We start from the raw sequence: 23,897 nt of genomic DNA, 5'->3' as shown, positions 1-23,897 counted from the left end.
CAAGCCCAAGTTCGAGTTCGAGTTCGAGTTCGATGGTGCCGTGCGGTACGGGCTGCGGCGTCGTCTGGCCGGTCATGGCCTTCTTGTCGTACCCGCTGACGGGTCTGTCCTAGCCGCGCAGGTCGAGCACTGCGGCGACTGGACGCTGCTGAATCTGGCGGAGCATGTGGACAGTTCGAATCTCTCGGCGGCCGTCGCAGGCACCCAGAGGCGCGGTGGCTACCAACCCCCCGCGGCGCCGCGCGAGCGAGCCGCTCTTACCCCCTAGTCCCCTGATCCCTGTTCAACCTGCAGGGGGTCTCCACCCCCTGATTCTTGCTCAAGGGGGATACACGACGCCTGGCCTGGCGGGAGTGCGAGCCGCCGCGCCGAGGCGTGCCACCGCGAGCGGACGGCGCGGCGGTGTTGTTCCGTCGCTTCACGGCGCCGCGGAACCGGTTCCGTCGAACACCTCACGATTGCGGACGATCTCGATCTGGTGGTCCTGCACCCAACGCACCACGTGCGTGACGGTGTCGCTGAGCGAGCGTCCCAGTGGGGTGAGCGCGTATTCGACGCGAGGCGGTACTTCGGCGTAGGCCGTCCGCGTGATCAGTCCGTCGCGGGTCAGCGAGCGGAGCGTCTGGCTCGCCCGCTCCCCCACGATGCCAAGTGAGGAAAAGATGGCCACCAACGCCGCCGTCGGAACCAGTACCGCAGACGCATCCGAATCCGCAGCCGCTGACAAGCAGGCCGGCCGCGCGGCCCCAGGGGTCCGGCACGACACCTTCACGGTCGAAGTCCACCTGACCGCGCCTCAGAGCGCGGTGTTCGAGGCCTTTGCCGACACTCCGGGCCGGCGCCGGTGGTTCAAACTGCCGGGCCGCCAGGTGTCGTACCGCCACGACTTCGCCGTGACCGGCGGCGAGACGGCGTCCAGTGTCTTCATGGTTCCAGACGCACCGCCGGAACGGCTCGCGTATGCCTCTCGCTACCTCGACATCACGTCGGGATCGAGGATCGTGTACGCGTACACGTCCCGCGTGGACGACGTGCCGCGCTGGACCTCACTGGTGACCATTGAGCTGCACCCGGAGGGCGACGGTACGCACCTGAGGTGGACCGAGCAGGCGGCCTTCCTCACCCCTTCCGCGGAGCCCGACCACGACTTCCCCCACCTGCGGGGCGCCACCCGCCTGCGGTTGAACGGACTCGCGGCGGCTCTGACGACCACGGGGCAAGCCGGTGCCCGTCCGCACAGGAGAGGTTGACGCCTGAGACGCAAGCCGGGGACAGAGCGTCGCGCCGGGCCAAGCTCCTCCACCAGCTGGGGTGAATAACGGCGCAATCAGGACACTCTGCGTCGGGCGAGGCATAACTCCGCCCCGGAAAAGCCAGGATCCCTTCCGGATCACGTGGCAGTCGTATGGGTGCCGTGTCTAGGAAGGAACGCCGCAGACGATGAGGATCACAGCCAAGGTGTCCCGGGCCGTCACCGCGCTGGCCCTGAGCGCCATTGTGGGACTGGGCCTGGCCAACGGGGCGCAGGCCACGTCAGCGCGGGACGACACGGTCCACCCCAGCGCCCGGTCGGCCACCGAGGACGGAGGTTGGCAGGGTGAGGGCGGGCTGTCGCTGAGCCCGGCGGACAACGCGCGTGTGGACGCCTATCTGGAGCAGGCCAAGAAGGCGGAGCGGTCCATCAGCCCGCAGGTGCGGGCGGCCGCCGCACTCAGCGACGCCGAGGTCATCGGCTTCGACCGCCGCCTGAAGTCCCCGGATTCGCTCAAGCGCAAGGTCGCCACCTCGATGAAGGAGAACCCGGACCAGAACGTCGGCGAGGCCCTGGCGAGGATCAGCGACTCGGTGCGCTACACCCTGCAGTGGCCCGACCACCGCTACAGCGTCGGGGTCACCATCGCCTCACACACCCTCGCGGCCTGGGGGAACGACAGCTCCAAGTGGACGAACCGCTGGACCAGCGCGAAGGGCTACAAGGGGCTCAACACCGGCTGGCGCGCACCGCGTTCCGGACATCCGTTCGAGGTCCAGTTCCACACGCCGACGAGCAAGTGGGCACAGGAGGAGACGCACAAGCTGTACGAGGAGCAGCGGCTGCCCACCACCACACCCGAGCGCGCCAAGGAACTCCAGGAACAGCAGGACGCGATCTTCGCAATGGTCCCCGTCCCGCCCGGCGCCGACCGTCTGACCGCGCCCCGCGTACCTGCCACCGTCGCTCGTCGTTGATCCGCACGCCCGGCCCAGGGCCTCGCAGAAGGACGGCCTCCACTTAGCCGGCACGTCATGAGCACCCCAGCGACTTCGGCGGTTGCCAGGGGCCGGGAAGGGATCACGCGCCAGGGTTGCCCTGTGGGACGTCGAGGATGATGTCGGCGGCGCGGGCGATGACCGGGGTGCGGGTGCGGCCGGGGTGGTCGGCGGCGAGGAAGTGGCTGCCGATGGCCGTGCAGAAGGCGAGCAGGGCACGGGCCTCGACCTCGTCGGGGTCGGTGCAGAAGGTGCCGATGGCGTCGCGGGCCAGCTGCATACGCCTGTTGTCCACGCGGCGCAGGCGGTCGGCGACGGCGTGGTCGCGGCGGGCCCACTCGCGGATGGCCAGGTCGATGGGGAGCAGGCGGTCGCTGGAGAAGGTGAGCTGTCCGGCCAGGCGGACCTTGTCCCGTGCGTCGCCACCTTCCCGCTCGACCCGGTCCACCACGTCGTCCACGCTCTCGCGCTCCCAGGCGTCCAGCATCTCGGTCAGCAGTGCGTCGCGGTCGGCGAAGTAGCCGTAGAAGCCCCCCTTGGTGACCCCCAGCGCCTTGGCGAGCGCCTCGACCCGCACCGCGTCCACTCCGCCTGCGGCCAGCGCCCGCAGCCCCTCCTCGACCCACTTCTCGCGCGGTGTGCGCAATGCGCCCATGTGTGGCCCACCTCACCCGGTCCGACCCGTTGTACGGCCTCGTATAACAGGTCTAGTCTCGCCTTGTACGGCATCGTATAACCCGAGAAGGGACACGTCATGTCATTCGGTTTCGTTGCCTTCCACTACCCGGCCGCCGAGCACGTCGAGGAGTTCGTCGGCGAGTGCCACAAGGTCGCCGAGGCGGCGCGGCGGCAGCCGGGCTTTCTGTCCGTCGGAGTCTGGGTCACGCCGGACGGCGAGGCCGTCGTCACCACCGGCACGTTCGAGTCCGAGGAGGCGTTCCGGGCGGCGGCCGACGTCGGCCGCGAGATGGGCGCGACACCCGACGGCTTGAGCGACCTGGAGGTCAGGCCCCGCGAGGTCCACTTCCTCATGTCGCGCTGACGATCTCGGCGGGGTCAACTCCCCGTTGGGATAGGGACTTTGGCGCAAGTGGCTGTGACGCCGAAGATTCTGGCGGGAGTTGCCGCCGGAGCAGGCTAGTGCCTGTCCGATGAGTCAGGGTCGGAAAGCCCTAGAGTGCGAGGGTGCCGTCGTACAGCATCGGGCAGGCAGCAGGGCTGCTGGGCGTGAGTTCGGAGACCGTCCGTCGGTGGGCGGACGGCGGACGGCTGCGCATGGACCGGGACGGGTCGGGGAACCGGGCGATCGACGGGGTGAGCCTGTCCGCCTTCGCCAAGAAGCGGGCCGCGGGAATGCATCCGGTACCGGACGCGGTATCCACCTCCGTGCGCAACTCGTTCGCCGGGGTCGTCACCGCCGTGCACGTCGACGATGTGGCCGCACAGGTGGAAGTGCAGTCCGGTCCGCATCGGCTGGTCTCGTTGGTCACCCGGGAGGCCGTCGAGGAACTCGGCATCGCGGTCGGCGTCACCGTAACGGCCAGGGTGAAGTCGACCAACGTCCACATCGACCGCCACTGACCGGCCGGACGGTTCAGCGGCAGAGCAGCGCGGCGCGCAGGTCGAGCTTGTCGTCGAGGCGGGAGAGGTTGCGGCCGGTGAGGGCCTCGATGCGCTGGATGCGGTAGTGGACGGTGTTCACGTGCAGATGGAGAGCCTCGGCGGTCCTGGTCCAGGAACAGTTGTGCGCCAGGAAGACTTCGAGCGTCTCCAGCAGCATGGTGTGCGAGGCCGGTGAGCCGAGCAGCAGCGGACCCAGGGTCCTGGTGCGGTAGGCCTCTCTGACACGGTCGGGGACACCCGCCAGCAGCGACTCCAGGGTCGACAGGTCCTCGACGGCCGTGACGTGGGCGGACTGCGGTGCCGTGGTCCGGGCCGCGGCCAGTGCGTAGCGCGCCTCGGCGAGTGCCGTTCCCAGCTCTGCCGGGGTCGGTACGAGCGCGCTGACGCCGGCGTGCAGAGCGGTGTCCGGCCGGCAGGCGTGCAGCAGCGACCACGCCTCGCTCAGCCGAGTCTGGAGGTCGTCGTCGCAGGCGGCGTCGACGACGGCGATCGCTTCGCCGTCCACGCCCTGTCCGACGGCGAAGCCCACGGAGGGGAGGTGGTTCAGCGCCTCCGCGAGCGCGGCGCCGGCCCCGGGGTGCCCGTCGGCCTCCATGGTGGCGACGACCGCCCGGTAGGGCCCTTGGGTGGTGAGGCCGCAGGCGCGCAACGCGTTGTCCACGGCGTTCGTGTCCGGCGCAGCGGCGCCTGTCAGGGCTATCAGCTCTTCGTGCGCCTGCCGACGCGCCGCCTGCCGACGGTCGAGATGGTGGCGGAGATGAGCCATGATCTCGGCGATCTCGTGCAGGACCCGCGGCGGGGCCGCGACCGCCTGCGGTAGGTGGAGGTGCCAGGCGTCGTACGGGGTGCCGTCGGCCTGGATGCGCAGCGTGGTGCCGGAAGTGCCGTGCAGGCTCTTCGCGGCCTGTTGCGCGGGGAGGGGGGAAGCGGACGTGGTGCGCGCGACGGTGCGTCCGCTGCTGGTGAGGAGGTAGCAGGGCGGCGTGCCGAGATGGGCGAAGGCCCGGTCCAGCAGTTCGGCCGGGGGCGCGCCGCGCTCGAGCAGCCGGCTGAGTTCGACGCGTACGTTCTCCGGCAGCGCGTAGTGGGGCGCGGGGCGGCGGCTGAGGTCTCCCCACTGGCGGAGATAGACCGCTTCGGTGATGGCCCGGAAGCTGGTCCGCGCGGGGACGGCGAGCAGTGCGATCCGGTGTTCACGGCAGGAGTCGAGGAGATCCTCGGGCACCGTGCCGTGCGTTTCCTCACCGGCGAGGAGGGCGGCGACGCCGACGGCGCGCAGCGCGGAGACAAAGCGATCGGTCTTGGCGCGGCCATCGTGCGGGGTCCACCACACGAGTCCGCTCAGCACGATCTCGCCCGGCTGCAGAAATCTGGTCGGGTCCTCCAGATCGGTGGCGGTGACGCCGCTGATCTCTTGGCCGAGAAGGGGCCCATCGCCCCAGACGAGACCGAGGTCGAGACTGTCGAGCTGGAGGAGGTCTTCGACGTGCATACGGTGGCTCCTTGCGCGGCTGCGGGACGACCCCAGATCTCACATTCACTAGGCAGTTGCGAGTTATCCCATCGTAAATGCCAAGGATTTTCCACGGAAATCCTCTTGGTTGATCATCCAGTTCACAGGTGTCAACGATGGAGGTTTTCCGTGTGCGCAACCAGTCGTCTTCCGTCCTCGCGAGGGCTTCACTGAGGGGGAAGCAGTGGCCGAAAGGCGTGGGGAGACATGGATCTGAACACGGTGCTGGACGTGCTCGACGCGCGTCGTCGTGAGCCCTGGCGGCCGGGTGACGCATGGCTGGGCGGGGGGACGTATCTGTTCTCCGAGCCGCAGCCGCAGCTGCGCCGCCTGCGGGATCTGAGCCGGATGGGCTGGGACCCGGTGACGTACCAGGAGGACGGGGCGCTGGAGATCGCGGCGACCTGCACGATCGCCCGGCTCTCTCGCTGCGGACGGACGCTCCGTGCGGAGGCGGCGCCGCTGTTCGAGCAGTGCTGCAGGGCCTTCCTGGCCTCCTTCAAGATCTGGAACATGGCGACGGTCGGGGGGAATCTCTGCAACGGCCTGCCGGCCGGGCCGATGATCTCGCTGACCGCCGCGCTCGACGGGGAGTGCCTGCTCCAGTCGCAGACCGGTGCGCTGCGTCGCGTCGACGTCGCCGACTTCATCACCGGCGCGGGCCGCAAGGACCTCCGCGAGGGCGAGCTGCTCCGCTCCGTCACCCTGCCGGCCCGGGCGCTGGGCTGCCGTACGGCCTTCCGCCAGGCGTCGCTGTACGGGCTCGGCCGCTCCGGCGCGCTGGTCATCGGCGCCCTCGACCCCGTGGACGGCTCGCTCGCGGTGACCCTCACCGCGGCGACCGTACGGCCCTTCCGCCTCTGGTTCCCGCTGCCTCCGGGCGAGGCGGAACTGCGGGACGCGATCGAGGCGGCCGTCGGCGACGACGACTGGTTCGACGACCTCCACGGCCTACCCGAATGGCGTCGACACATGGGATTCCGCCTCGCCGAGGAGATCCGGCGCGAACTCACCCAGCTCCCCCAGGACGGTAGGCGATGAGCTTCCACATCGAGGTCAACGACCGGCCCTTCGCCGACGAACCGCGCGCCGGCCAGTGCCTGCGCACCTACCTGCGCGAGCGCGGCTGGTTCGGAGTGAAGAAGGGCTGCGACGCCGGGGACTGCGGAGCCTGCACCGTCCACGTGGACGGCGAGCCCGTGCACAGCTGTCTGTATCCGGCGGTACGGGCCGAGGGCCGCAGCGTCACCACCGTCGAGGGCCTGGCCTCTCCGGAGGGGGAACTCCACCCCGTCCAGCAGAAGTTCCTCGACGCCCAGGGCTTCCAGTGCGGCTTCTGCACCGCCGGCTTCCTGATGACCACCGCGGCCCTCGAAGCCGAGCAGGGCACCGACCACGACGACGGCAAACTCGACGACCTTCCCCGGGCCTTCAAGGGGAACATCTGCCGCTGTACGGGGTACCGGGCGATCGAGGACGCGGTCCGCGGCGTCAAGCACACCGACCGGCCGTGCGCGGGCAAGGCGGTCGGGAAGAGCCTCGGCGCCCCGGCCGGCCCGCAGGTCGTCACCGGCACCGCCCGCTACACGTTCGACATCGCGGTCCCGGGCCTGCTGCACATGAAGCTGCTGCGCTCCCCGCGCCCACACGCCCGGATCACCGCCATCGACACCTCCGCGGCCCTGCGGGTGCCGGGCGTGCACGCCGTCCTCACCCACGAGGACGCCCCCGAGCGCCTGTACTCCTCCGCCCGCCACGAACACCCCACCGAGGACCCCGACGACACACGGGTCCTCGACCGCACCGTCCGCTACGTCGGCCAGCGCGTCGCCGCCGTCGTCGCCGACAGCGAACAGGCGGCCGAGGAAGGCTGCCGGCGCATCGAGGTCACGTACGAGGAGCTCCCGTACGTCACCGACCCCGAAGCCGCGATGCTGCCGGGCGCGCCGGCACTGCACGGCGACAAGGGCCCCAAGGCCCGCATCGCCCGCGCCGAGAACAACGTCGCGGGCGAGGTACACGATGAGATCGGTGACGTCGAAGAGGGCTTCGGCCTGGCCGACGTCGTCTACGAGGAGACCTTCCGCACCCAGCGCGTCCAGCACGCCAGCCTCGAAACCCACGGCTGCGTCGCCTACTTCGAGCCCAAGGAGGACGGCACGGGTGAGCGCCTGACGGTCCGCTCCTCCACCCAGACCCCGTTCCTGACCCGGCGTGCGCTCTGCGCGCTGTACGACCTGCCCGAGGACGAGGTCCGCGTCGTCGCGGGCCGGGTCGGCGGCGGCTTCGGCGGTAAGCAGGAGATGCTGACCGAGGACATCGTGGCCCTGGCGGCCCTGAAACTGCGCCGCCCGGTGAAGCTGGAGTACACCCGCGCCGAGCAGTTCTACGGGGCCACCACCCGCCACCCGTTCACGATCACCATCAAGATGGGCGCCCGCAAGGACGGCACCTTGACCGCCTTCCACTTCCGGGTGGTGTCCAACACCGGTGCATACGGCAACCACGGCCCGGCGGTGATGTTCCACAGCGTGGGCGAATCGATGGCCGTCTACCGGGCCCCGCACAAGAAGGTCGACGCCTTCTCCGTGTACACCAACTGCGTGCCGGCGGGCGCCTTCCGCGGCTACGGCCTCGGCCAGGTCACCTTCGCGGTCGAGTCGGTGCTGGACGAACTGGCCCGCCGTCTGGACATGGACCCCCTGGTCCTCCGCGAGAAGAACATCATCGGCCCCGGCGAGCACATGCTCAGCCCGATCGGCGAGGAGGAGGACCTCCACATCGCCTCCTACGGCCTCGACCAGTGCCTGTCGGTCGTCCGCAAGGCCATCACCGAGGACACCAGCGCCGAACAGGCCCCGGCAGGCTGGCTGGTCGGACAGGGCACGGGCCTGGCGATGATCGCGACGGGCCCACCCGGCGGCCACTACGCCGACGCCCGGGTCTCCCTCCTCTCCGATGGCACGTACGACATCGCAGTCGGCACCGCGGAGTTCGGCAACGGCACCACCACGGTGCACCAACAGATCACCGCCGGCGCCCTGAACACCACGGAGGACCGCATCGCGATCCGGCAGTCCGACACCGACGTCGTACGCCACGACACGGGCGCCTTCGGCTCGGCCGGCACCGTGGTCGCGGGCAAGGCGGTCCTCCTGGCGGCGACCGCCCTGGCCGAGCGGCTGCAGACCTTCGCGGCCCGGCACACGGGCGTGGCCCGGCACCTGTGCAAACTGGGCGCCGAGGCCTTCGACTGCGCAGGCAGGGTCGTACCCCTGAAGGAACTCGTCGAGGCCGCCCACGCGAAGGGCGCCGCGGAAGAGCTGGCCGCGGACGGCCACTGGGGCGGCTCACCGCGCTCGGTCGCCTTCAACGCCCAGTGGTTCCGCATAGCCGTCGACCCCGGCACCGGGGAGATCCGCATCCTGCGCAGCGTCCACGCCGCAGACGCGGGCAAGGTCATGAACCCGATGCAGTGCCGCGGCCAGGTCGAGGGCGGCGTCGCCCAGGCACTGGGCGCCACCCTCTTCGAAAACGTCCGCATCGACGAGCGCGGCGAGGTCACCACCGCCGCGTTCCGCCGCTACCGCCTCCCCCAGTACGCCGACATCCCGCGCACCGAGGTCCACTTCATGGAGACCACGGACGCCATCGGGCCGCTCGGTGCCAAGTCGATGAGCGAGAGCCCCTTCAACCCTGTCGCCCCGGCCTTCGCCAACGCGCTGCGCGACGCCACCGGCATCCGGTTCACGGAAATGCCCGTCACCCGGGACCGTGTCTGGCTCGCGCTCGACCGCCACAGTCGTGCCTCAGCCGCCGAGGGTCCGGCGTTGGGTGGCTGAACCTGGAAGATGCTCCCGACCATCCACGCCACCAACGGAAATCAGGCGAGGCCCAGGAGTTGCTCATAGAAGCCCCTCCCCCGGTGGCGGGCGAACGGCCCGGTCCGGCTCGGCGGCCCCGACCTGCGGATGTTCATCGTCGCTACCTCCAACATCTTCTTCACGAATGCGGCGGCTTTTGGGGAAACACCCAAGCAATTGCCAGGAGATTGTCGAATCCCAGCCGCAGATGCAGGATGGATCGTGTCGTGCCGCGGAGGAGTCCGGTCGTAGCACCCTCATCCATTCCCCGCGCTCCTACCGGCACAACCGACGGCGTGCGGGGATCCGTTCCCCTGTTTCTGCTCACGAGGCGAGGTAGGCCCCCATGACCACACGCACCCAGGACGGCAGCGCCGGCGACGTCGACTACGGCACCCTCGGCTGCGGATACTCCTCCTACCGCCGGCCGGACGAGCGGATCGCCCGGTTCATCGCCGAGGCCCTGGGCGACGCCCGGACCGTCCTCAACGTCGGCGCCGGCGCCGGCTCGTACGAGAGCGCGGCGCGTACGGTGACGGCCGTCGAGCCCTCGGAGTCTATGCGCGCCCGGCGGCCTGCGCAGCTCGCCCGGGCCATCGACGCCGTCGCCGAGGAGCTGCCCTTCGCCGACGGCGAGTTCGACGCGGCCATGACGCTGTTCAGCGTCCACCAGTGGTCCGACGTACAGGCCGGTCTGCGCGAGATGCGGCGCGTGACCCGCGGACCCGTGGTCATGCTGACCTGCGACCCCACCGTGGTCCGGGACTTCTGGCTGTACCGGTACGCACCCGAGGTACTCGACACCGAGGCCCGCCGCTACCCGAGCGTCGAGGAACTGGCCGCCGCGCTCGGGGGCACCAGCACCGTCCGGACCGTGCCCATCCCGCTGGACTGCACCGACGGATTCAACGAGGCGTACTACGGGCGCCCCGAGCTGCTGCTCGACCCGGCCGCCCGCCAGGCGTGTTCGGCCTGGAGCTTCGTCGACGACCGCGTCCGCGAACACTTCGACCAGACCCTGCGCCACGACCTGGACTCCGGTGCCTGGGACGAAGCATTCGGCCATCTGCGCATACGGCCGACGTACGAAGGATCGCTCGTCTTCGTGCGCGCGACCCCGTAATCAGGAAGAGGGAGAGCGCGATGGCGGTACCCGACCGGATGGACGAACGGCTCCGTGCCCTGGGGCTGGTGGAGACGCAGCGGATGGCGCAGACCCTGTTCGCCGAAGTCACCGCCCGCAGCCTGATCGCACCAGGTCGTGGGGAGCGCGAGGCGGGCGACCGGATCGGGGAGCTGGCGCGGGAGGTGTTCGGTTCGGCCGCGTGCCGGCCCTGGCGGGTCGTCCGTTCGGGCCCGAACTCCGTGCTGCCCTACGGGCAGGAGCCGCCGGTGGACCGGGAAATCGGTGCGGACGACATCGTGGTCGTCGATCTCGGCCCGGTGCTCCCCGGGTACGAGACGGGCTTCGCCCGTACGATCGTCCTCGGCGAGGACCCGGACAAGCGCCGGCTCCGCGCGGACCTGCCGAAGATGTTCGCCATGGCCCGCGAGGCGTTCCACTCGGACCGGGCCGTGACCGGTCGACAGCTGCACGCCGAGGTCCAGGCCCTGGCCGCCAAGGCGGGCTGGACGCCGGCCGGATGGCATGTCGGGCACCTGGCCGGAGCGGCACCGGCCGCGCACGCCCATGACGCCCGGGCCGATGCGTACATCGGTCCGGACAGCGACCTGCCCCTCCGCCGCATCGACGAGGGCGGGTGGCAGGCCCACTGGGTCCTGGAGATCCACTTGGTCGACGAACACCAGGGCTTCGGCGGCTCGTACAAGGAACTCCTCGACCTGGCGTGAGGCTTGGCTGCCGCCAGTGGGGCGTCAGGACCAGCGGCACCGGGCCGCCGTCGGTCCAACCACCCCAAGGTGAAGGTCCTTCCACACCGAGGGCCGCGCCCCGGTGCGGTGCGCGGCCCTCGGCGTGGTGCGGGGAGGATCAGGCGGCGGCGAGGGAGACCTCGGTCGACTTCATCAGCGCGACGACGGAGGTCCCGGCGGCCAGGCCCAGTGCCTCGACGGCGTCCTTGGTGATCGCCGCGGTCAACTCGCCCCCCTCCACGGAGACCTTGACCGAGCCCATGGCGCCACCGGTCGAGACGTCGGTGACCGTGCCCGCCAGCTGGTTGCGGATGGAGATGCCCTCGACGGGGCCGGTCGCAAGGGCGACCTCGGTGGACTTCACCAGCACCTTGACGGCGGATCCCTCGGCCAGCCCCAGGTCCTTGACGGCGTCGGTGGTGATCGCGGCCGTGATGTCCTGCCCGCCGGCCAAGCGCACCTTCACCGACGCCATGGCCTCACCAGCAGTGACCGCGGTGACGGTGCCGGGGATCTGGTTACGGATGGACAGGCTCATCGAAGACACGCCTCACAAAGTCGGAATCGAAACAGCAAGCACGTCAGCACGTGGAAACAACAAGCACGTCAGCACGTCTGTGATGTGACCTGCGTCATAGCCGACAGTACCGGTGAAAAATCACCTTCGGAGCGCTCCTCTCGCGTTCACCGGCCAAATGGCTGATCAATCGGGCCTCGTCGGCAGTGGCGGCGACGCCTCTCGCAGCAGCATCGCCACCTCCACCGACGAGTCCGACACCGAGGTCAGCAGGAACGCGACCGGCGAGTGCGAGAACGCGTCGAGCGCCGGTGCGAGGTCAACGCGGGATGGTCATGCACCTGTCATCCATAGGTGTAGAACCTGGTGTGGTCCAGCATGTCCGCCGGGGTGACGTCGTTCCATGGCTTCATCGTGTCGTGGAGGTCGACGACGTCGGGGGTGTCGCCGGTCGGCAGATAGCCCGACTTGGGGTGCTTCCGCTGCCAGTCGGCCCAGAGCTTGTCGATGAAACAGTGGTGCAGCCAGAAGACCGGGTCGTTGGGCGAGGCTCCGGTCGTCATCTGGCCACCGACCCAGACGTGCACGCGATTGTGCAGGTTGGGACCGCGCCAGCCCTCGATGTTGTTGCGGAAGCCGTCGGAGGAGCTGTTCCAGGGGGCGGTGTCGTAGATGTTCAGGGCGAGCACCCGGTCGACTTCGGCGCGGGTCGGCAGTTCGCGGACCCCGGTGCCCAGGGAGCGGCGCAGGAACGTCCGGCCGTCGACCCGTATGTTCATCGGCCAGTTGCCGCTGCCGAAGGCGAACGGGCCCGACGTCACCCGGCCGTCGCCGCTGCGTCCGTCACCGCCGAGGAAGTCGTCGGCCCACAGCGAGCTGCGGGGCGAGCGGTCCACGGTCCAGTCCCAGTAGGGCAGCATGACCGACGGCGTGACGCTCTGGAGGGCTGCTTCGAACTGGAGCAGGAACCTGCGGTGCCAGGGAAGGAATGACGGTGACCGGTGGCCGGTCCGCTCTCCGTTGTCGGTGTCACCGATGATGAAGGCGTTGTGGGTGCTGATGAACTCGTCGTAGCGGCCGGTGCGCTTCAGCTCCAGCACCGCGTCGACGAAGTCCCGCTTCTCGGTGGCGGTGAGGTCCGCCTGGTTCTTCCGGACTGCCATGTCGAGGACTCCTCGGTGGGGGGATGGTCAGGGTCGGGCCTCAGCTGGTGACGACGGGGACCAGGTCGGCGCCCTGGAGTGCACGGACGGCGGCGCGCGCCAAGGCGCGTGGCGTGGTGAACGTCTCGTAGTGGTTCACCAGGCTGATCCAGGTACCGTCCGCGTTGCGCATCACATGCAGGTCGTCGTTGTCGATGCGGACGACGAAGTCCATGCCCTCGTGCGGGTCGGCCTGGCCGGAGTGGTGCTCGGCCTGGCCTCCATCGCTCTGGTGGCCTCCGTGGCGTGCGCCTTCTGCGTCCGCCGGCCAGCCCTCTATGTGGCGGCCCTGGTACATCTCGTCGAAGGGTTCCGGCATCTCGTGGCCAGCGGAGCGCACGGCTCCCGCCGCGTGTCCTTGGCCGTCGGCGGGGACGGCGGCAGGGCTGTCGGCGAAGGCTGCCGGTGCGGTGAGCGCCGCTCCGGCCAGGGCCGCGGCGCTGCCGTGCAGCACCTGGCGTCGGGTGGGACGCGACATGTTCCACTCCTCTGTTCGTTCGGCTTCCCCTCCGGGACAGGGCGCGGAGGGTTGTGGAAGCCGGCGCGCCGAAGGTCGGCCCGCGCCGCCACATGCTGGCAGGGACGAACGGATCATCAAGTTGCACCGTCTGAACGAGACAACACCTGGGCGGAGGTGCAGGATTCAACGGCGGAGATCGTGCTCCTGGCCCCGCCACACGTCTCCGCGGAACGGGATATTCCGCGATGTGGGCCACTCTTCGCCGTAGATCCTTCACTGTCGCGGTCAAGACCGTGGGCCCCTGTGCGGCCGGAACTCGGCGTGAATGCACGGGGCTTGGGGGAGCAACTCCGGCAGCCGGGGGCTCGGAGCCGGGAGGTCCGGCGAGGTGGGTGAGTGCACCGCAGAACTAGGTCGTGTCCGATGGGTCAGGCCCTAGTGATGTACCGCTTGTCAGTCGGCTCGTCGAGCGCAGTCGTAGAGGGTGAAGCTTCCGTCCGAGGTGCGGCCGTAGGCGCTTGGGGAGACGGTGGTGCAGTTTCTCTTCACCCAGGCGGATGCCGGTGTGGGCGGGCGGCGCGTGGTCAGCAGGGCGTAGCGCAGTCGGTGGGTGGAGACCAGGTCGCTGAGCTGTCGCGCGGCCGGGTAGGGGGTCAGGCCGGTGAAGCCGCCCATGACCAGCGTGGGTTGGGGGGTGGCGCGCAGCAGGGGCTCGGCGCCGTAGGCGGCTTGGGTGGCGAGCAGGTACTTCTCCCCGGAACGGTGCGCGGAAAGGTAGTTCAGCAGCGCGGCGTCCCGAGCGGACGGCTTGCTCAAGGGGTATCGCCGGAATGTGGGCCGATGGTGGTGGCTGTCGCGGTAGTCGGGTCCCACCGGTCCGGCGAGCGGCGACAGCGGTGAGCCGGCATAGCGCGGGTCCAGGCAGGAGGTGGCCCAGACCGCCGGGGCGAGCAGTATGGACGCCAAGGAAGCTGCCAGGGCACTGTGCACCGCCCTTCGCGTCGTGCGTGGTCCGCGGGTGCACAGGCCGACGACCCCGCAGAGAGCGAGCATCAGCACCGCCGGCAGCAGCCAGGGGGCGAATGCGCTGTGCCGGCCTTCGATTGCCACAGCCCACAGAGCCGTGACCCCGATTGCGAGGGGCAGCGCCGCTCGACGTCGTCCACCGGTGCGGTACCCGGCCCAGAAGAAGGCGACTCCGCCACCGGTCAGCGCGGCCAGGGCCGGGGCCAGTACGGCGGTGTAGTAGCCGTGGTTGCCGTTGGAGTTGCTGAAGACCACGACGTGCACCGCCAGCCAGCCTCCCCAGAGCAGGAACCCCGCCCGCGGCCCGTCGGTGCGCGGCTGGCCGGTGCGCCACCACACCCCCAGCGCCAAGGCCAGTACGGCGAGCGGCAGGAGCCAGGCGATCTGCGGGCCCACGTCCTCGTTGACCAGCATGGTCCAACCGGTGTTGTCGGTGGTGCGACTGGCCGCGGTGCCGGCGACGGCGCCCAGCGCGTTCGGGTCGTGGCCGAAGCGGCTCAGCCCGTTGTAGCCGAAGACCAGGGTGAAGGGGTTGTTGTTGGTGGTGGCATCGATGTAGGGACGGTTCGGTGCGGGGGTCGCCCACACCACAAGCAGCCAGGAGCAGGAGACGACGAGTGCGGTGGTTCCGGCGAGCAGCAGCCGCCAGGCCCGGTGCCACCGGGAGCCGGGCGCCGCCATCTGGTACACCGCGGCGAAGACCGGCAGGACGAGCCACGCCTGGAGCATCTTGGCCTGGAAGGCCAGTCCCACCCATGTCCCGCAGAGGAGCAGCGGCAGCAGCCTCCCGGTGGCGACGGCCTTCTGCAGTGATCCCGCTGCGAGGACCAGCAGCAGGACGAGCAGGGTGTCGGGGATGGTGTGCCGGTCGAGTGCGACGGTGACCGGCGTGAGCGTGAGTACCAGCGCGGCGAGCAGCCCTGCCCGTGGGCCGGCCCAGGCACGGACGATCCGGTGCAGGACCCAGACGGCCAGTACGCCCTCCAGCACCTGCGGCAGCACCGCCGCCCAGTTGTACGGTCCGAGGAGCTTGACGGAGAGGGCCTGTGGCCACAGCGCGCCGGGGATCTTGTCCACGGTGATCGAGCCGCTCGGGTCGAGCCCACCGAAGACGAAGGCGTGCCAGTTCGCCGCCATCGACCGCACTGCCGCGCTGTAGTACGGGTGCACCCCGGCACGGTCGATGCCCCAGGCGTAGAGCACCGCGGCAGTGGCCAGGATGAGCAGAAGGGCGGGCAACTCCCAGTCGGTGATGAGGCGTCGACGGAACCCGGTGGTGCGCCGGCGGTGGCCGGCGTGGTCCCGGGCGAGGGCGGTCGTGGCCATGGCGGGGCCTCTCATGGGACGTCGGGCGGGGGCAGGGGATCGTTCGTGGGCTTCACGGGCAGCGGTCCCCGCGCGCCCTCGGGCGCGGCGGACGCGGGCGGTACGGCGAGATCAGCCGATGGGCAGCGCACCCAGCAGCAACCCGGCGACGAGGACCACGTACGTGCCGAGGGTCACGGCCGTGGTGGAGATCACGGTGGCGGCCAACGGTTGGCGGACCAACTGATAGGCGATGAGGCCGGGCACGATGAAGCCCAGGGTCTGGGCGGTGTAGAGGAGCGGGAACTCGTGCTGGAGCGCGAGCAGCACCGTGGTCTGGAGCAGCACCGCGGACAGCACCACGGCGGCGAACAGCCGCTTCCCGTAAAGGATCACATGACGCTGCAGGACCTTGGTCGCGAGGAAGGTGAGCGCGGTGACGCCGATCACCATGGCGGCTCGGACCACATCGGTGACGAGGGTCAGCGCCAGCCAGCCGGGGGTGATCATGCCGCCGGGAGAGAGGTTGGTGGTCAGATAGCAGACCAGCGAGAAGACCAGTCCGAGGGCTATCCCCAGCGCGATGGTCTGCGGAGTGACGTTGACGGGGATCACAGCGGGTTCCTTGTCGGCTGGTGCAGGGCGTCGGCATGGACAGACGCGGGGCTCGGGTGAGGCGGGCGGGGCACGGGGCGGTTCAGCGACGCCACCCAGCTGTACGGCTGCGGCTCGGGCGGGTGCGCGACCGGAAGCGGCTCGTCGGTGTCGTCGGCGGGGAGCTTGCCGAGGTGTTCCAGGAACAGCTCGCCCTGGCCGTGGATGTTGCCGACGGCCACCAGCGAGGAGTCCGGGCCCAGTTCGGCGAGAACGGCGTGGGTCAGCACCTGTGCGTCGCGCCGGTCGCCGCCCAGGTCCACCACCCGGCCCGACCAGCCCGGCGGGATACCGTCGCGGGCACTCTTGGTCGGATGCCCGATGAGCAGGACCTTCTCCGGGGCCAGATCGGGGATGATCGCTCCCATCTGCCCATTGCGTTCGACCCGGTCCGGGCGGCAGTTGACGACCACGTTCAGCGGGCGGCGGATCGCACCGAGTTCCTCCAGCTGACGGACGTTCATCAACGTCGACTCGGGGTCGTTGGCGGCAAAGACATTGGCGAAGCGCAGCCGCTTGCCGTCCGGTGTGCGGTAGCGCTCGACGGAGAGCACTCCGGGGTCCGGCGGTGCGTCCCACATGCCGCGCAGTGCGGTGGCCCGGTCCACACCGAGCAGTTCGGCCACGACCAGCGCGATGGCGACGTTCTCCTTGAAGGTGAACCAACTGAAGCCGCGCAGCTCCTCATCCGTGACCGACTCCGGGGCCACCGCGATCAGACGGCACCTCCGTTTGTCCGCCTCTTCCTGGAGAATGTGCAGCCGTTCCTGCTCGGCGGTGACACAGACCCCTCCGACCGGCATCGACCGGGACAGCGAGCGGGCCACATCGTCCAACGTCGGCCCCATTTCGGCGAGATGGTCCTCGCGAACGTTGCACAGCACGCCGATGGTGGAGCGGATCAGCTTCTCCTGGTTGATCTCCTGAAGCGCCGGCATCACCGCCATGCACTCGATCACGATGGCGTCCGGCCGGTAGGCCGCCGCGCGCCGGACGATGCCGATCTGCTCGACGACGTTGGCGATGCCCAACTTCCGGTAGACCGGTTCCTCGGTGGCATCCGGGTGGATGAACCGGGCCGCGGTGCCGGTGGTCTTGGCCACGGTGACCAGGTCGCCGCCGCGCAGCGCCCCCGCGCACAGCCGTGTGATCGAGCTCTTGCCGCGAATGCCGTTGACCAGCACCCGAGTGGGGATCTGCGCCAGCGCGGCGTAGTGGCGCCGCTGCTCCAGCACGCCGGCGACCAGCAGCACGGCACAGCTCGACAGCAGCACAACGTAGAGGAAAAGCACGTCAATTGGTCCTTCAGTGCTGCGGCGGGACGCCGGTTCGGAACGAGGGGGAAGGGACAGCGGCCGCGCCGGGTCCCCCGCCGCCGCGGTCCCGGTCCACCAGCGCCTGCCGGAGCAGTTCCAGGCTGCGCGTGACCGAGCCGCACTCGTCGTGGTGGACGGGGTACAGCACGGTGCGACGGTCACCGCCGGCCAGCCGCTCCGCGCACCTGGTGACGGCGCGCAGCGGCCTGACCACCACGATGTGCAGCCAGCCCAGGCAGGCCACACCCACGGACAGGGCGAGCAGACCGGCCAGCATGGTGCGTGCCTGCACCTGATACACCGCCAGTTTGAGCGCTGCGGCAGGCTCGGCGGAGACCACTCGCCAGCCGAGTCCGGCGACCGGCCCCTTCTGTGCCAGTGGCGCTGCGGCCGCGACCGATGGGCCCTCGCCGGGGGCCGTCCCCACCTGCAGTACGGCCGAGGCCGGGCGGCCCGCGCTGCCAGGTGCTGCCTCGGTCCTGGCCGCCAGACGGGTGAGGCCTCGGTGGGGAAGAGACTGGAAGGCTTGAAAGCCGACGCTCGCCGCGAGCACCCTGTGGCGCTCGTCGGTCAGCCACACACGGCCGAGTCCCTCCCGCGCGACCAGGGAGTTCAGCGCGTTCGTGCCGATCTCGGCGACGACGACGGCCGGGACGGCGCCCGTGGCGTTCCCGGCCTTCCTTGCCGCTGGGATCTGGGCGTGGGCGGCGATCGTGGGGATCGTGCCCGACGTGTTGACCTGGGTGATTCCGTCACCGGTGGGCGCATGGACGAGGGCGCGCACCGGCTCCTCACCCACCCGCAGCACGATGGCTCCGGTACGGTCCAGCACATACAGCGACCGGTACGTGGGATGGGCCGCGCGTTCGCGCCGCAGAACCTCCGTCGCCCGCTCGCGTGGCACACCGGAGAGGGCCGACGCCGCCGCCGCGAGGTCGGTGCAGCTCCGGGCGAGGGACCGCCGCACCCGGTCAGCGGCGGCCTCGGTGCGTGCCTGCTGGTCGGCGACGGCGGCCGCCGGTACGGCCTTGGCTGCCGGCACGCGGTTGAGCAGGAACAGCAGCGGCACCCCCCATGCGGCGATCACGAGTACGCAGACGAGGACCAGGGCCCGGACACCGGGGCGGCGCCGCGCCGGCCGCACGGGCTTCGGTCCCGTCTCGCCGAGCAGTTGGCCGCGTATCGACTCCAGCGCCCGGCCGACCCTGCCAAGCTCACCGAACGCGATGACCGGCACCGGCCGTGCCCACTCCTCGCGGTCGCCGGGCGTTTCGCCGACACCCCTGGCCAGCCGGGCAGCGGACAGGTGCAGCCGCAACAGCGGACGCTGCACGCTGCCCCACAGCAACAGGGTGAGCAGCATGGCGATCACCACCAACGCCCCCGCGACCACGAGGGCGAACCAGGTGTGGTCGGCTCCCTCCTTCGCCGGGGGTACCTCCCTGACCGTGAGGACGGTCAGCCCCAGGCCGAAGGCGTCGTCCTTGCCGTCCTCGTCGCCCTCGTCGCCCTTGCCGTCCTTGCCGTCCGTCGCGGAGACCGCTGCCCACCCCGTGACCCTGCGCAGCCCGTCGTGACCGTCACCGAGCACGCTGCCCGAGACGTCGCCGGCGCGGACACCGGCGTTCGCGGCGTTCGCCGCAGCGGCGGGCAGAGCGCGGTGATCGGTGTGGGGCGCCACGGCCATGCCGGCGGCGGTGGCGGCCAGCACCTTTCCGTTCCGGTCCACCAGTTGACCGGTGCGCCCGTCCCCGTACACCACTGGAGCAGCGACCTTTTCCGAGACGACAAGCAGGAGTTCGCGTTCCCCCGCATCTTGACGGTCTGTCAGGTCACCGGCCTGGTCGTGGTTCTCGTCCTGCTTGCCGCCCGGAGCGGCGACGGCCACCCGGGCGAAGAGCAACACCCGCGGCTCACCACTGCCCGAAACGGCCAACCGGGGCGCGATGTTCGCGGTACCGGGCCGCGCCACCGCCGCCACATCCACCCCGGTCAGCGGCACCTTTTCCCCACTGGCGGCCAGCGGTCTGCCGGTGTGCGGGTCGAGCAGCACACCGCCGCCCGCAGGGTGTCCGGCCGGAAGAAGGGACCGCAGCAGCGCAGCCGGAGTGCTGCTGCCGGAAGGCGGGGCCGAAGCCGCGGAGCGGCGCACTGCCGTGGCCCTCGCGTGGAGGGAGGTCCCGACCGAATCGGCGGCATCCACGGCGATCTGGCGTTCCGCATCGCGTAAGGCCTGGGGCACATCCTCTTCGTGAACGGTACCGAGACCGAGTGCGGTGAACGCGGCAACTGCCAGCAGGGCGCAGAGCAGTGCGGCGATCGGTGGGCGGACGCCTCCGAGCAGAGGCATGTCGGCGCGGCGTCGAGTGCGGTGCGGACGGGGAGCGCGGGCAACGGCGTGCAGGACAACGTCCTCTCGGCATGGGGGGAATGGCCGTGCGGCAACTCGACCAGAGTGAATACGGGGGAGCACAGGATAATCACAAGCCTGTTCGTGCTGGGCCCCTGTATACCGGCTCGCGGTAACCGCGCTCAACTCCCCCTTGGGAGAACTTGCTTTTAAGACGCCGGCCTCATGCCGGGCGTGTCGAAATTCCCAAGTGCGCTACCCACCAGGGTGATTGCCCGCACGTTTCCAGTGTGCATTCACCGTGTCACGCACAGTCGCAGACCCACTGAAGAGCACCCCTGCAGCCCCCCTTCTCAAGGGAGCCACAAACCCACCGAGGATGACCGACGCGACCTGGACGATCACGAACTGACGCGTAACAAAAACACTCAGTGAAAACGGTGAGCAACGACGACTGAATTCTGGATCCCATGGCCGCCAACCGGCGATGGCGTGAATCAGTCATCTCTCGCAGAGGTCTTCTGACCGGGTCATGTACCCCGACAACCGCCGCGCCGAGACAACGAAACAGCCGCTCACCCAGGCCCTCTGCCGGCTTGGCCCTTTGCTGCTGCGACCGCTTCACCGAGGCTGCCGAGCCACTGGTAACCGACAACTACAACCGGCCACATCAGGCCATTTCCCCGGCACCTGTCCCGCATTGGCACTGGACACCGCTCGACTCGATGACATACTCCACGAGCGCCGACAGGACGTTCTCGGCGCATCCGAGTCCCGGGAAAAGGCCGGTCGCAGACGCCCGGAAACTGACCGGGCACGAAGCCGCACCGTGCATTTCCGTACGCGTCGGCAGCGCTCGTCTCACCAAGTGTCGTGGGTGGAACTCCCCGCGAAATCAGGTGGGTTGGCGCGACCATGGCAATCTGCCTATACGATGCTCGCCAGCCGATCGCCGGTTCCGTGGCGATCACCACCATGGAGGGGGCCGCCCATGAAGCATGCACGAAGGCGCCAGAGCCGGTTGCGCGCCCGGGTCGCCGGCACCACAGGATTACTGACCCTCGCCCTGGGCGCCGGGATCGCGCCGGCCACCGCCGCGGAGAAGGCCACCAGTACGCCCATGACCACGGCAGCGGCCCTGGATGCAGCGGAGCCCTCGGACACGGCGGCGCCCTCGGACACAGCGGCGCCCTTCAACACGGCGCCGGCCCCGGGCGAGCTGACGCTTCCCGCCCCGTCCGGCCGCCATCGCGTCGGAATGGTCGACCTCCACCTGCGCGACTCGACACGGACGGATCCATGGGTGCCGGGAAACCAGCCGCGCGAGCTGATGGTCTCGGTGTGGTACCCGGCCACGGACACCGACCGCTATCCGGCCGCACCCTGGCTGCAACCCACCGCCGCCGCACACTTCTTGGCCCGCTCCCAGGTGCCGCCGGGCTCGGTGACCCTGCCCACCACTGCCGGTCACATCGGCGCACCGGTCGACCGCACGGCCGGCAAACTACCGGTGCTGCTGTACTCGACCGGGCTCCACTCGCCCCGCGCGATGGGCACCGCACTCGCTCAGGACCTGGCCAGTCGCGGCTACATGGTCGTCACCATCGACCACACCCACGATGCAAGCGAGGTGGAGTTCCCCGGGGGACGGCTTGAGGTGAACACCATGCCGCCGGGTTCCCACTCGTCCGACACGATCGCCGTCCGGGCGGCGGACACCCACTTCGTCATCAACCAGCTGGAGTCGCTCGCCCGCGGCCACAACCCGGACGTGGACCACCAGCCGCTCCCTCACGGGCTGTCCAAGGCCGTGAACACGAACCGTATCGGGATGTTCGGCGCTTCCCTTGGCGGAGGAGCGGTGCCCGCGGCCATGCATGCGGACTCCAGGATCGACGCCGGCGCGAACCTGGACGGCCAGTTCTTCGGGCCGTCGACCACCCAGCCGCTCAAACGCCCCTTCCTGCTGTTCAGTTCCCAGAACCACAACCGCAATACCGACCGGAGCTGGGCGAAGTTCTGGGACCACCTGCACGGAGAGCGCCTCGACCTCAAACTTCGCGGCTCCGGCCACAACTCCTTCGTCGACAACCAGGTCCTCTTCCCTCAGGCACCAGCCGCGTTCCGGCTGACCCCCGAGCAACTGACGCAGATTCTGGGCACGATCGACCCCAACCGCTCCATCGAGGTCCAACGCACCTACCTCGCGGCCTTCTTCGACAAGCATCTACGCCACCAGCACAGCCGCCTGCTCGACGGTCCCTCGCGCCACTACCCGGAGATCGACTTCGTGCGCTGAACGCCGTTCCGAGGCACCGCGGCAGGTCTGCTGGTTAGCCGGCTCTGTGCTGCTCTGGGGCTAGGGGTGTCCGCAAAGTCCCGTCGTCCGCCCGTAGGGCAGGGCCTGCGGCGTCTGGTGCACTGCGTTCTCCCCCACGCCTTAAGAGCGCGGGAGGCCCCCCGCGAACTCCGTCTCGGCTCCTCATGCGCTCCTTGGATGCCAAGCTGCATCGCAAGGCGGAGGGTCGTCCTCATAGTGGGCTACGTGGACGATCCGACAACGGTGGGGTCCCCCCGCGCCGTTCAGGCGGGGGGGGAGAGGCGCCGTGCCAGGCGTCGCGGGCCAGGCGGGACTTTGCGGACACCCCTAGGTGTATTGATCACGAGCGTGGTTAACAGCCGGCTCGGTTTGATCTATGGCGAAGACCTCCGGTGTGGTGGAGGTGTCTACGCTTCACCGCACGGAGGTCTTCGTGTCCCACCGTAATGCCTGGCGGACCGCGGCCCGTGCGGCTCAGTGGACCCGTCGGACAACCCCTATGCGCGTATCCGATGAGTCCCGCCGTTCCGGCCTCTCAGGACGCCCGTTGCGCGTCAAAGAACGCCAGTCGCCATTTCTGTCCGTGGTCTGTGCTTCGCCACGGCTGATCCCCGCCAAGGCCGGCGGCGGGGATCAGCGTTCAGGTGGTTCGTCAGCCGAGGGTGCGGGGCCTCCCGCCTCCGGCTGGACACGCAAGCGAGGCGCGGTTCGTGTGGTCGTGACCTCACTCGCGGATCATCGTTCGTAGGGCCCTGATGCGAGCCCGCGCCGAGGAGCGCCGCTCAGGAGTCAGCCCAACGGCCCGGCGTCGCGCATCGTGTCAAGGCGAACCTGGGCGCCGTAGAACTGGGAAAGATCGTCAATAATCCCGCTGGTCACGTGGTGGCCAGTACCAGTGTCAGTGACGCGGCGGAATGCCCCGGACGGGTGACGAGCCGACGGACCTCATGCTCGGCCAGGTTCTTCCACCCGGTCAACGCGTCAATCCGTACAGGTGGCTCCGCCCTCGCCCGAGGTGCCCAAAACACACGTCACTCGGCGCCTCTACCCCACCCTGTTAGATCGGCTTCAACACGCCAAGCTAATAGGCAAGGACAGACAGACCGCCACATCTCGGCCGCGACGAGCCGACCGGTGATTCTGCCAAGAGAACACGAACCATCGGAAAGGCCCTAGTGAAGCGGGGTGCCCACGATAAGGAGCACGGCGGCGAGGTGAGCTATCACCCAGGCCATCCGGTAACTGATCGTGCGCCGATTTCTGATCACGAGCAGACGCTCGAAGGAGTCCTCCGCTCGTTCGAACTCGTCCGTGTCCGTCCACTGGACCCAGACGACCGGTAAGCAGAGCACGGAGGACGCGCCACTCGTCGCGAGCGCTGCGACGATCAACGCCTTGCCGGCGGAAGTGCCGTCCGGGACGACGGAGAGCACGATGGAAGCGGCGGCCATGAGGAGCGCGTCATAGCCGAGGAGGACCTGAGCCTTCGCGTCGAGGACGCTCAGGCATGAGTACAGGTACTCGTGCTCGTAGACCTCTTCCCTGTGTGGCTCGAGCCGTCGGATGGCGGCAAGGTGCAGTGGCAGATCGCGCCCCCGGTAAGTGCCTTGGAAGAGCCAGGACATC

The 23,897-nt window shown here is 69.7% G+C and carries 20 protein-coding genes; 9 read left to right on the top strand and 11 right to left on the bottom strand.

Features of this window, described 5'->3' with window-relative positions; translation table 11 throughout:
- Positions 1 to 418: 418 nt before the first annotated feature.
- On the bottom strand, positions 419 to 643 hold the full coding sequence (locus ACZ5XZ_RS03010) for a winged helix-turn-helix transcriptional regulator (protein ID WP_468973971.1): 225 nt from the start codon (positions 641 to 643) through the stop codon (positions 419 to 421).
- 19 nt (positions 644 to 662) lie between these two features.
- Here ACZ5XZ_RS03010 and ACZ5XZ_RS03005 point away from each other — a divergent pair, with 19 nt between their 5' ends.
- The gene (locus ACZ5XZ_RS03005) at positions 663 to 1,250 is read left to right on the top strand and encodes an SRPBCC domain-containing protein (protein WP_468973969.1); all 588 of its coding nucleotides are present in this window, start codon (positions 663 to 665) and stop codon (positions 1,248 to 1,250) included.
- A gap of 190 nt (positions 1,251 to 1,440) precedes the next feature.
- Complete coding sequence (locus ACZ5XZ_RS03000) at positions 1,441 to 2,229, top strand: ATP nucleotide 3'-pyrophosphokinase (protein WP_468973967.1); 789 nt, start codon at positions 1,441 to 1,443, stop codon at positions 2,227 to 2,229.
- A 103-nt stretch (positions 2,230 to 2,332) separates the two neighbouring features.
- Here the strand turns inward: ACZ5XZ_RS03000 and ACZ5XZ_RS02995 are convergent, their stop codons facing one another.
- Positions 2,333 to 2,905 carry a TetR/AcrR family transcriptional regulator gene (locus ACZ5XZ_RS02995; protein ID WP_468973965.1) on the bottom strand — a complete coding sequence of 191 codons (573 nt, stop codon included), beginning with the start codon at positions 2,903 to 2,905 and terminating at the stop codon, positions 2,333 to 2,335.
- A 99-nt stretch (positions 2,906 to 3,004) separates the two neighbouring features.
- Here ACZ5XZ_RS02995 and ACZ5XZ_RS02990 point away from each other — a divergent pair, with 99 nt between their 5' ends.
- Both ACZ5XZ_RS02990 and ACZ5XZ_RS02985 read left to right on the top strand, forming a co-directional pair.
- Positions 3,005 to 3,292, top strand: coding sequence for an antibiotic biosynthesis monooxygenase family protein (locus tag ACZ5XZ_RS02990; RefSeq protein ID WP_468973963.1), 288 nt, complete (start codon positions 3,005 to 3,007; stop codon positions 3,290 to 3,292).
- 143 nt (positions 3,293 to 3,435) lie between these two features.
- On the top strand, positions 3,436 to 3,831 hold the full coding sequence (locus tag ACZ5XZ_RS02985) for a TOBE domain-containing protein (RefSeq protein WP_468973961.1): 396 nt from the start codon (positions 3,436 to 3,438) through the stop codon (positions 3,829 to 3,831).
- 13 nt (positions 3,832 to 3,844) lie between these two features.
- On the opposite strand, the gene ACZ5XZ_RS02980 is transcribed toward ACZ5XZ_RS02985, so the two are convergent.
- Positions 3,845 to 5,365 (bottom strand): PucR family transcriptional regulator, encoded by a 1,521-nt coding sequence (locus tag ACZ5XZ_RS02980; RefSeq protein WP_468973959.1) that lies wholly within the window; start codon positions 5,363 to 5,365, stop codon positions 3,845 to 3,847.
- A 228-nt stretch (positions 5,366 to 5,593) separates the two neighbouring features.
- On the opposite strand from ACZ5XZ_RS02980, the gene ACZ5XZ_RS02975 reads away from it, so the two are divergent.
- From ACZ5XZ_RS02975 to ACZ5XZ_RS02960, 4 genes are all read left to right on the top strand, one after another.
- A complete protein-coding gene (locus ACZ5XZ_RS02975) occupies positions 5,594 to 6,427 on the top strand; it encodes an FAD binding domain-containing protein (protein WP_468973957.1) in 834 nt (277 codons plus the stop codon).
- Positions 6,424 to 9,228, top strand: coding sequence for a molybdopterin-dependent oxidoreductase (locus tag ACZ5XZ_RS02970; RefSeq protein ID WP_468973955.1), 2,805 nt, complete (start codon positions 6,424 to 6,426; stop codon positions 9,226 to 9,228). The genes ACZ5XZ_RS02975 and ACZ5XZ_RS02970 overlap by 4 nt, the downstream gene beginning before the upstream one ends.
- Before the next feature lie 367 nt (positions 9,229 to 9,595).
- Positions 9,596 to 10,372 carry a class I SAM-dependent methyltransferase gene (locus ACZ5XZ_RS02965; RefSeq protein WP_468973953.1) on the top strand — a complete coding sequence of 259 codons (777 nt, stop codon included), beginning with the start codon at positions 9,596 to 9,598 and terminating at the stop codon, positions 10,370 to 10,372.
- Between the two features lie 20 nt (positions 10,373 to 10,392).
- Positions 10,393 to 11,100: a M24 family metallopeptidase gene (locus tag ACZ5XZ_RS02960; RefSeq protein WP_468973951.1), complete on the top strand. Its 708-nt coding sequence runs from the start codon at positions 10,393 to 10,395 to the stop codon at positions 11,098 to 11,100.
- Between the two features lie 139 nt (positions 11,101 to 11,239).
- Here the strand turns inward: ACZ5XZ_RS02960 and ACZ5XZ_RS02955 are convergent, their stop codons facing one another.
- The 7 genes from ACZ5XZ_RS02955 to ACZ5XZ_RS02925 form a co-directional block, all read right to left on the bottom strand.
- Complete coding sequence (locus tag ACZ5XZ_RS02955; RefSeq protein ID WP_468974172.1) at positions 11,240 to 11,659, bottom strand: TOBE domain-containing protein; 420 nt, start codon at positions 11,657 to 11,659, stop codon at positions 11,240 to 11,242.
- 323 nt (positions 11,660 to 11,982) lie between these two features.
- Positions 11,983 to 12,801, bottom strand: coding sequence for a tyrosinase MelC2 (gene melC2 / locus ACZ5XZ_RS02950; protein WP_468973949.1), 819 nt, complete (start codon positions 12,799 to 12,801; stop codon positions 11,983 to 11,985).
- Between the two features lie 40 nt (positions 12,802 to 12,841).
- A complete protein-coding gene (melC1, locus tag ACZ5XZ_RS02945) occupies positions 12,842 to 13,318 on the bottom strand; it encodes an apotyrosinase chaperone MelC1 (protein WP_468973947.1) in 477 nt (158 codons plus the stop codon).
- 435 nt (positions 13,319 to 13,753) lie between these two features.
- Positions 13,754 to 15,652: an ArnT family glycosyltransferase gene (locus ACZ5XZ_RS02940; protein WP_468973945.1), complete on the bottom strand. Its 1,899-nt coding sequence runs from the start codon at positions 15,650 to 15,652 to the stop codon at positions 13,754 to 13,756.
- Positions 15,653 to 15,763: 111 nt separating this feature from the next.
- Positions 15,764 to 16,246, bottom strand: a complete 483-nt coding sequence (locus tag ACZ5XZ_RS02935) for a poly-gamma-glutamate biosynthesis protein PgsC/CapC (protein WP_042158699.1) — start codon at positions 16,244 to 16,246, stop codon at positions 15,764 to 15,766.
- Positions 16,243 to 17,577 (bottom strand): poly-gamma-glutamate synthase PgsB, encoded by a 1,335-nt coding sequence (gene pgsB, locus ACZ5XZ_RS02930; RefSeq protein ID WP_468973943.1) that lies wholly within the window; start codon positions 17,575 to 17,577, stop codon positions 16,243 to 16,245. The genes ACZ5XZ_RS02935 and pgsB overlap by 4 nt, the downstream gene beginning before the upstream one ends.
- A gap of 13 nt (positions 17,578 to 17,590) precedes the next feature.
- Positions 17,591 to 19,951, bottom strand: a complete 2,361-nt coding sequence (locus tag ACZ5XZ_RS02925; protein WP_468973941.1) for a cache domain-containing protein — start codon at positions 19,949 to 19,951, stop codon at positions 17,591 to 17,593.
- A 991-nt stretch (positions 19,952 to 20,942) separates the two neighbouring features.
- On the opposite strand from ACZ5XZ_RS02925, the gene ACZ5XZ_RS02920 reads away from it, so the two are divergent.
- Entirely contained in the window at positions 20,943 to 22,250 is a 1,308-nt protein-coding gene (locus tag ACZ5XZ_RS02920) for an alpha/beta hydrolase family protein (protein ID WP_468973939.1), read from the top strand.
- 1,193 nt (positions 22,251 to 23,443) lie between these two features.
- Here ACZ5XZ_RS02920 and ACZ5XZ_RS02915 read toward each other — a convergent pair.
- Positions 23,444 to 23,896 carry a hypothetical protein gene (locus tag ACZ5XZ_RS02915; RefSeq protein ID WP_468973938.1) on the bottom strand — a complete coding sequence of 151 codons (453 nt, stop codon included), beginning with the start codon at positions 23,894 to 23,896 and terminating at the stop codon, positions 23,444 to 23,446.
- Between the last annotated feature and the right edge of the window lies 1 nt (position 23,897).

This window comes from Streptomyces sp. NPDC033270 (assembly GCF_055576575.1).
The sequence above is the reverse complement of the archived record's forward strand: the minus strand, read 5'-3'. Positions and strand labels throughout refer to the sequence as shown.

Excerpts from the sequence above, each read along its gene's own strand:
- ACZ5XZ_RS02965 (WP_468973953.1), top strand. The coding sequence starts at position 9,596 with ATGACCACACGCACCCAGGACGGCAGCGCCGGCGACGTCGACTACGGC.
- ACZ5XZ_RS02915 (WP_468973938.1), bottom strand. The coding sequence starts at position 23,896 with ATGTCCTGGCTCTTCCAAGGCACTTACCGGGGGCGCGATCTGCCACTG.
- ACZ5XZ_RS02925 (WP_468973941.1), bottom strand. The coding sequence starts at position 19,951 with ATGCCTCTGCTCGGAGGCGTCCGCCCACCGATCGCCGCACTGCTCTGC.
- melC2 (WP_468973949.1), bottom strand. The coding sequence starts at position 12,801 with ATGGCAGTCCGGAAGAACCAGGCGGACCTCACCGCCACCGAGAAGCGG.
- ACZ5XZ_RS02970 (WP_468973955.1), top strand. The coding sequence starts at position 6,424 with ATGAGCTTCCACATCGAGGTCAACGACCGGCCCTTCGCCGACGAACCG.
- ACZ5XZ_RS02920 (WP_468973939.1), top strand. The coding sequence starts at position 20,943 with ATGAAGCATGCACGAAGGCGCCAGAGCCGGTTGCGCGCCCGGGTCGCC.
- ACZ5XZ_RS03005 (WP_468973969.1), top strand. The coding sequence starts at position 663 with ATGGCCACCAACGCCGCCGTCGGAACCAGTACCGCAGACGCATCCGAA.
- ACZ5XZ_RS02940 (WP_468973945.1), bottom strand. The coding sequence starts at position 15,652 with ATGGCCACGACCGCCCTCGCCCGGGACCACGCCGGCCACCGCCGGCGC.
- ACZ5XZ_RS03000 (WP_468973967.1), top strand. The coding sequence starts at position 1,441 with ATGAGGATCACAGCCAAGGTGTCCCGGGCCGTCACCGCGCTGGCCCTG.
- ACZ5XZ_RS02990 (WP_468973963.1), top strand. The coding sequence starts at position 3,005 with ATGTCATTCGGTTTCGTTGCCTTCCACTACCCGGCCGCCGAGCACGTC.
- melC1 (WP_468973947.1), bottom strand. The coding sequence starts at position 13,318 with ATGTCGCGTCCCACCCGACGCCAGGTGCTGCACGGCAGCGCCGCGGCC.
- ACZ5XZ_RS02955 (WP_468974172.1), bottom strand. The coding sequence starts at position 11,659 with ATGAGCCTGTCCATCCGTAACCAGATCCCCGGCACCGTCACCGCGGTC.
- ACZ5XZ_RS02995 (WP_468973965.1), bottom strand. The coding sequence starts at position 2,905 with ATGGGCGCATTGCGCACACCGCGCGAGAAGTGGGTCGAGGAGGGGCTG.
- ACZ5XZ_RS02975 (WP_468973957.1), top strand. The coding sequence starts at position 5,594 with ATGGATCTGAACACGGTGCTGGACGTGCTCGACGCGCGTCGTCGTGAG.
- ACZ5XZ_RS02960 (WP_468973951.1), top strand. The coding sequence starts at position 10,393 with ATGGCGGTACCCGACCGGATGGACGAACGGCTCCGTGCCCTGGGGCTG.
- ACZ5XZ_RS02980 (WP_468973959.1), bottom strand. The coding sequence starts at position 5,365 with ATGCACGTCGAAGACCTCCTCCAGCTCGACAGTCTCGACCTCGGTCTC.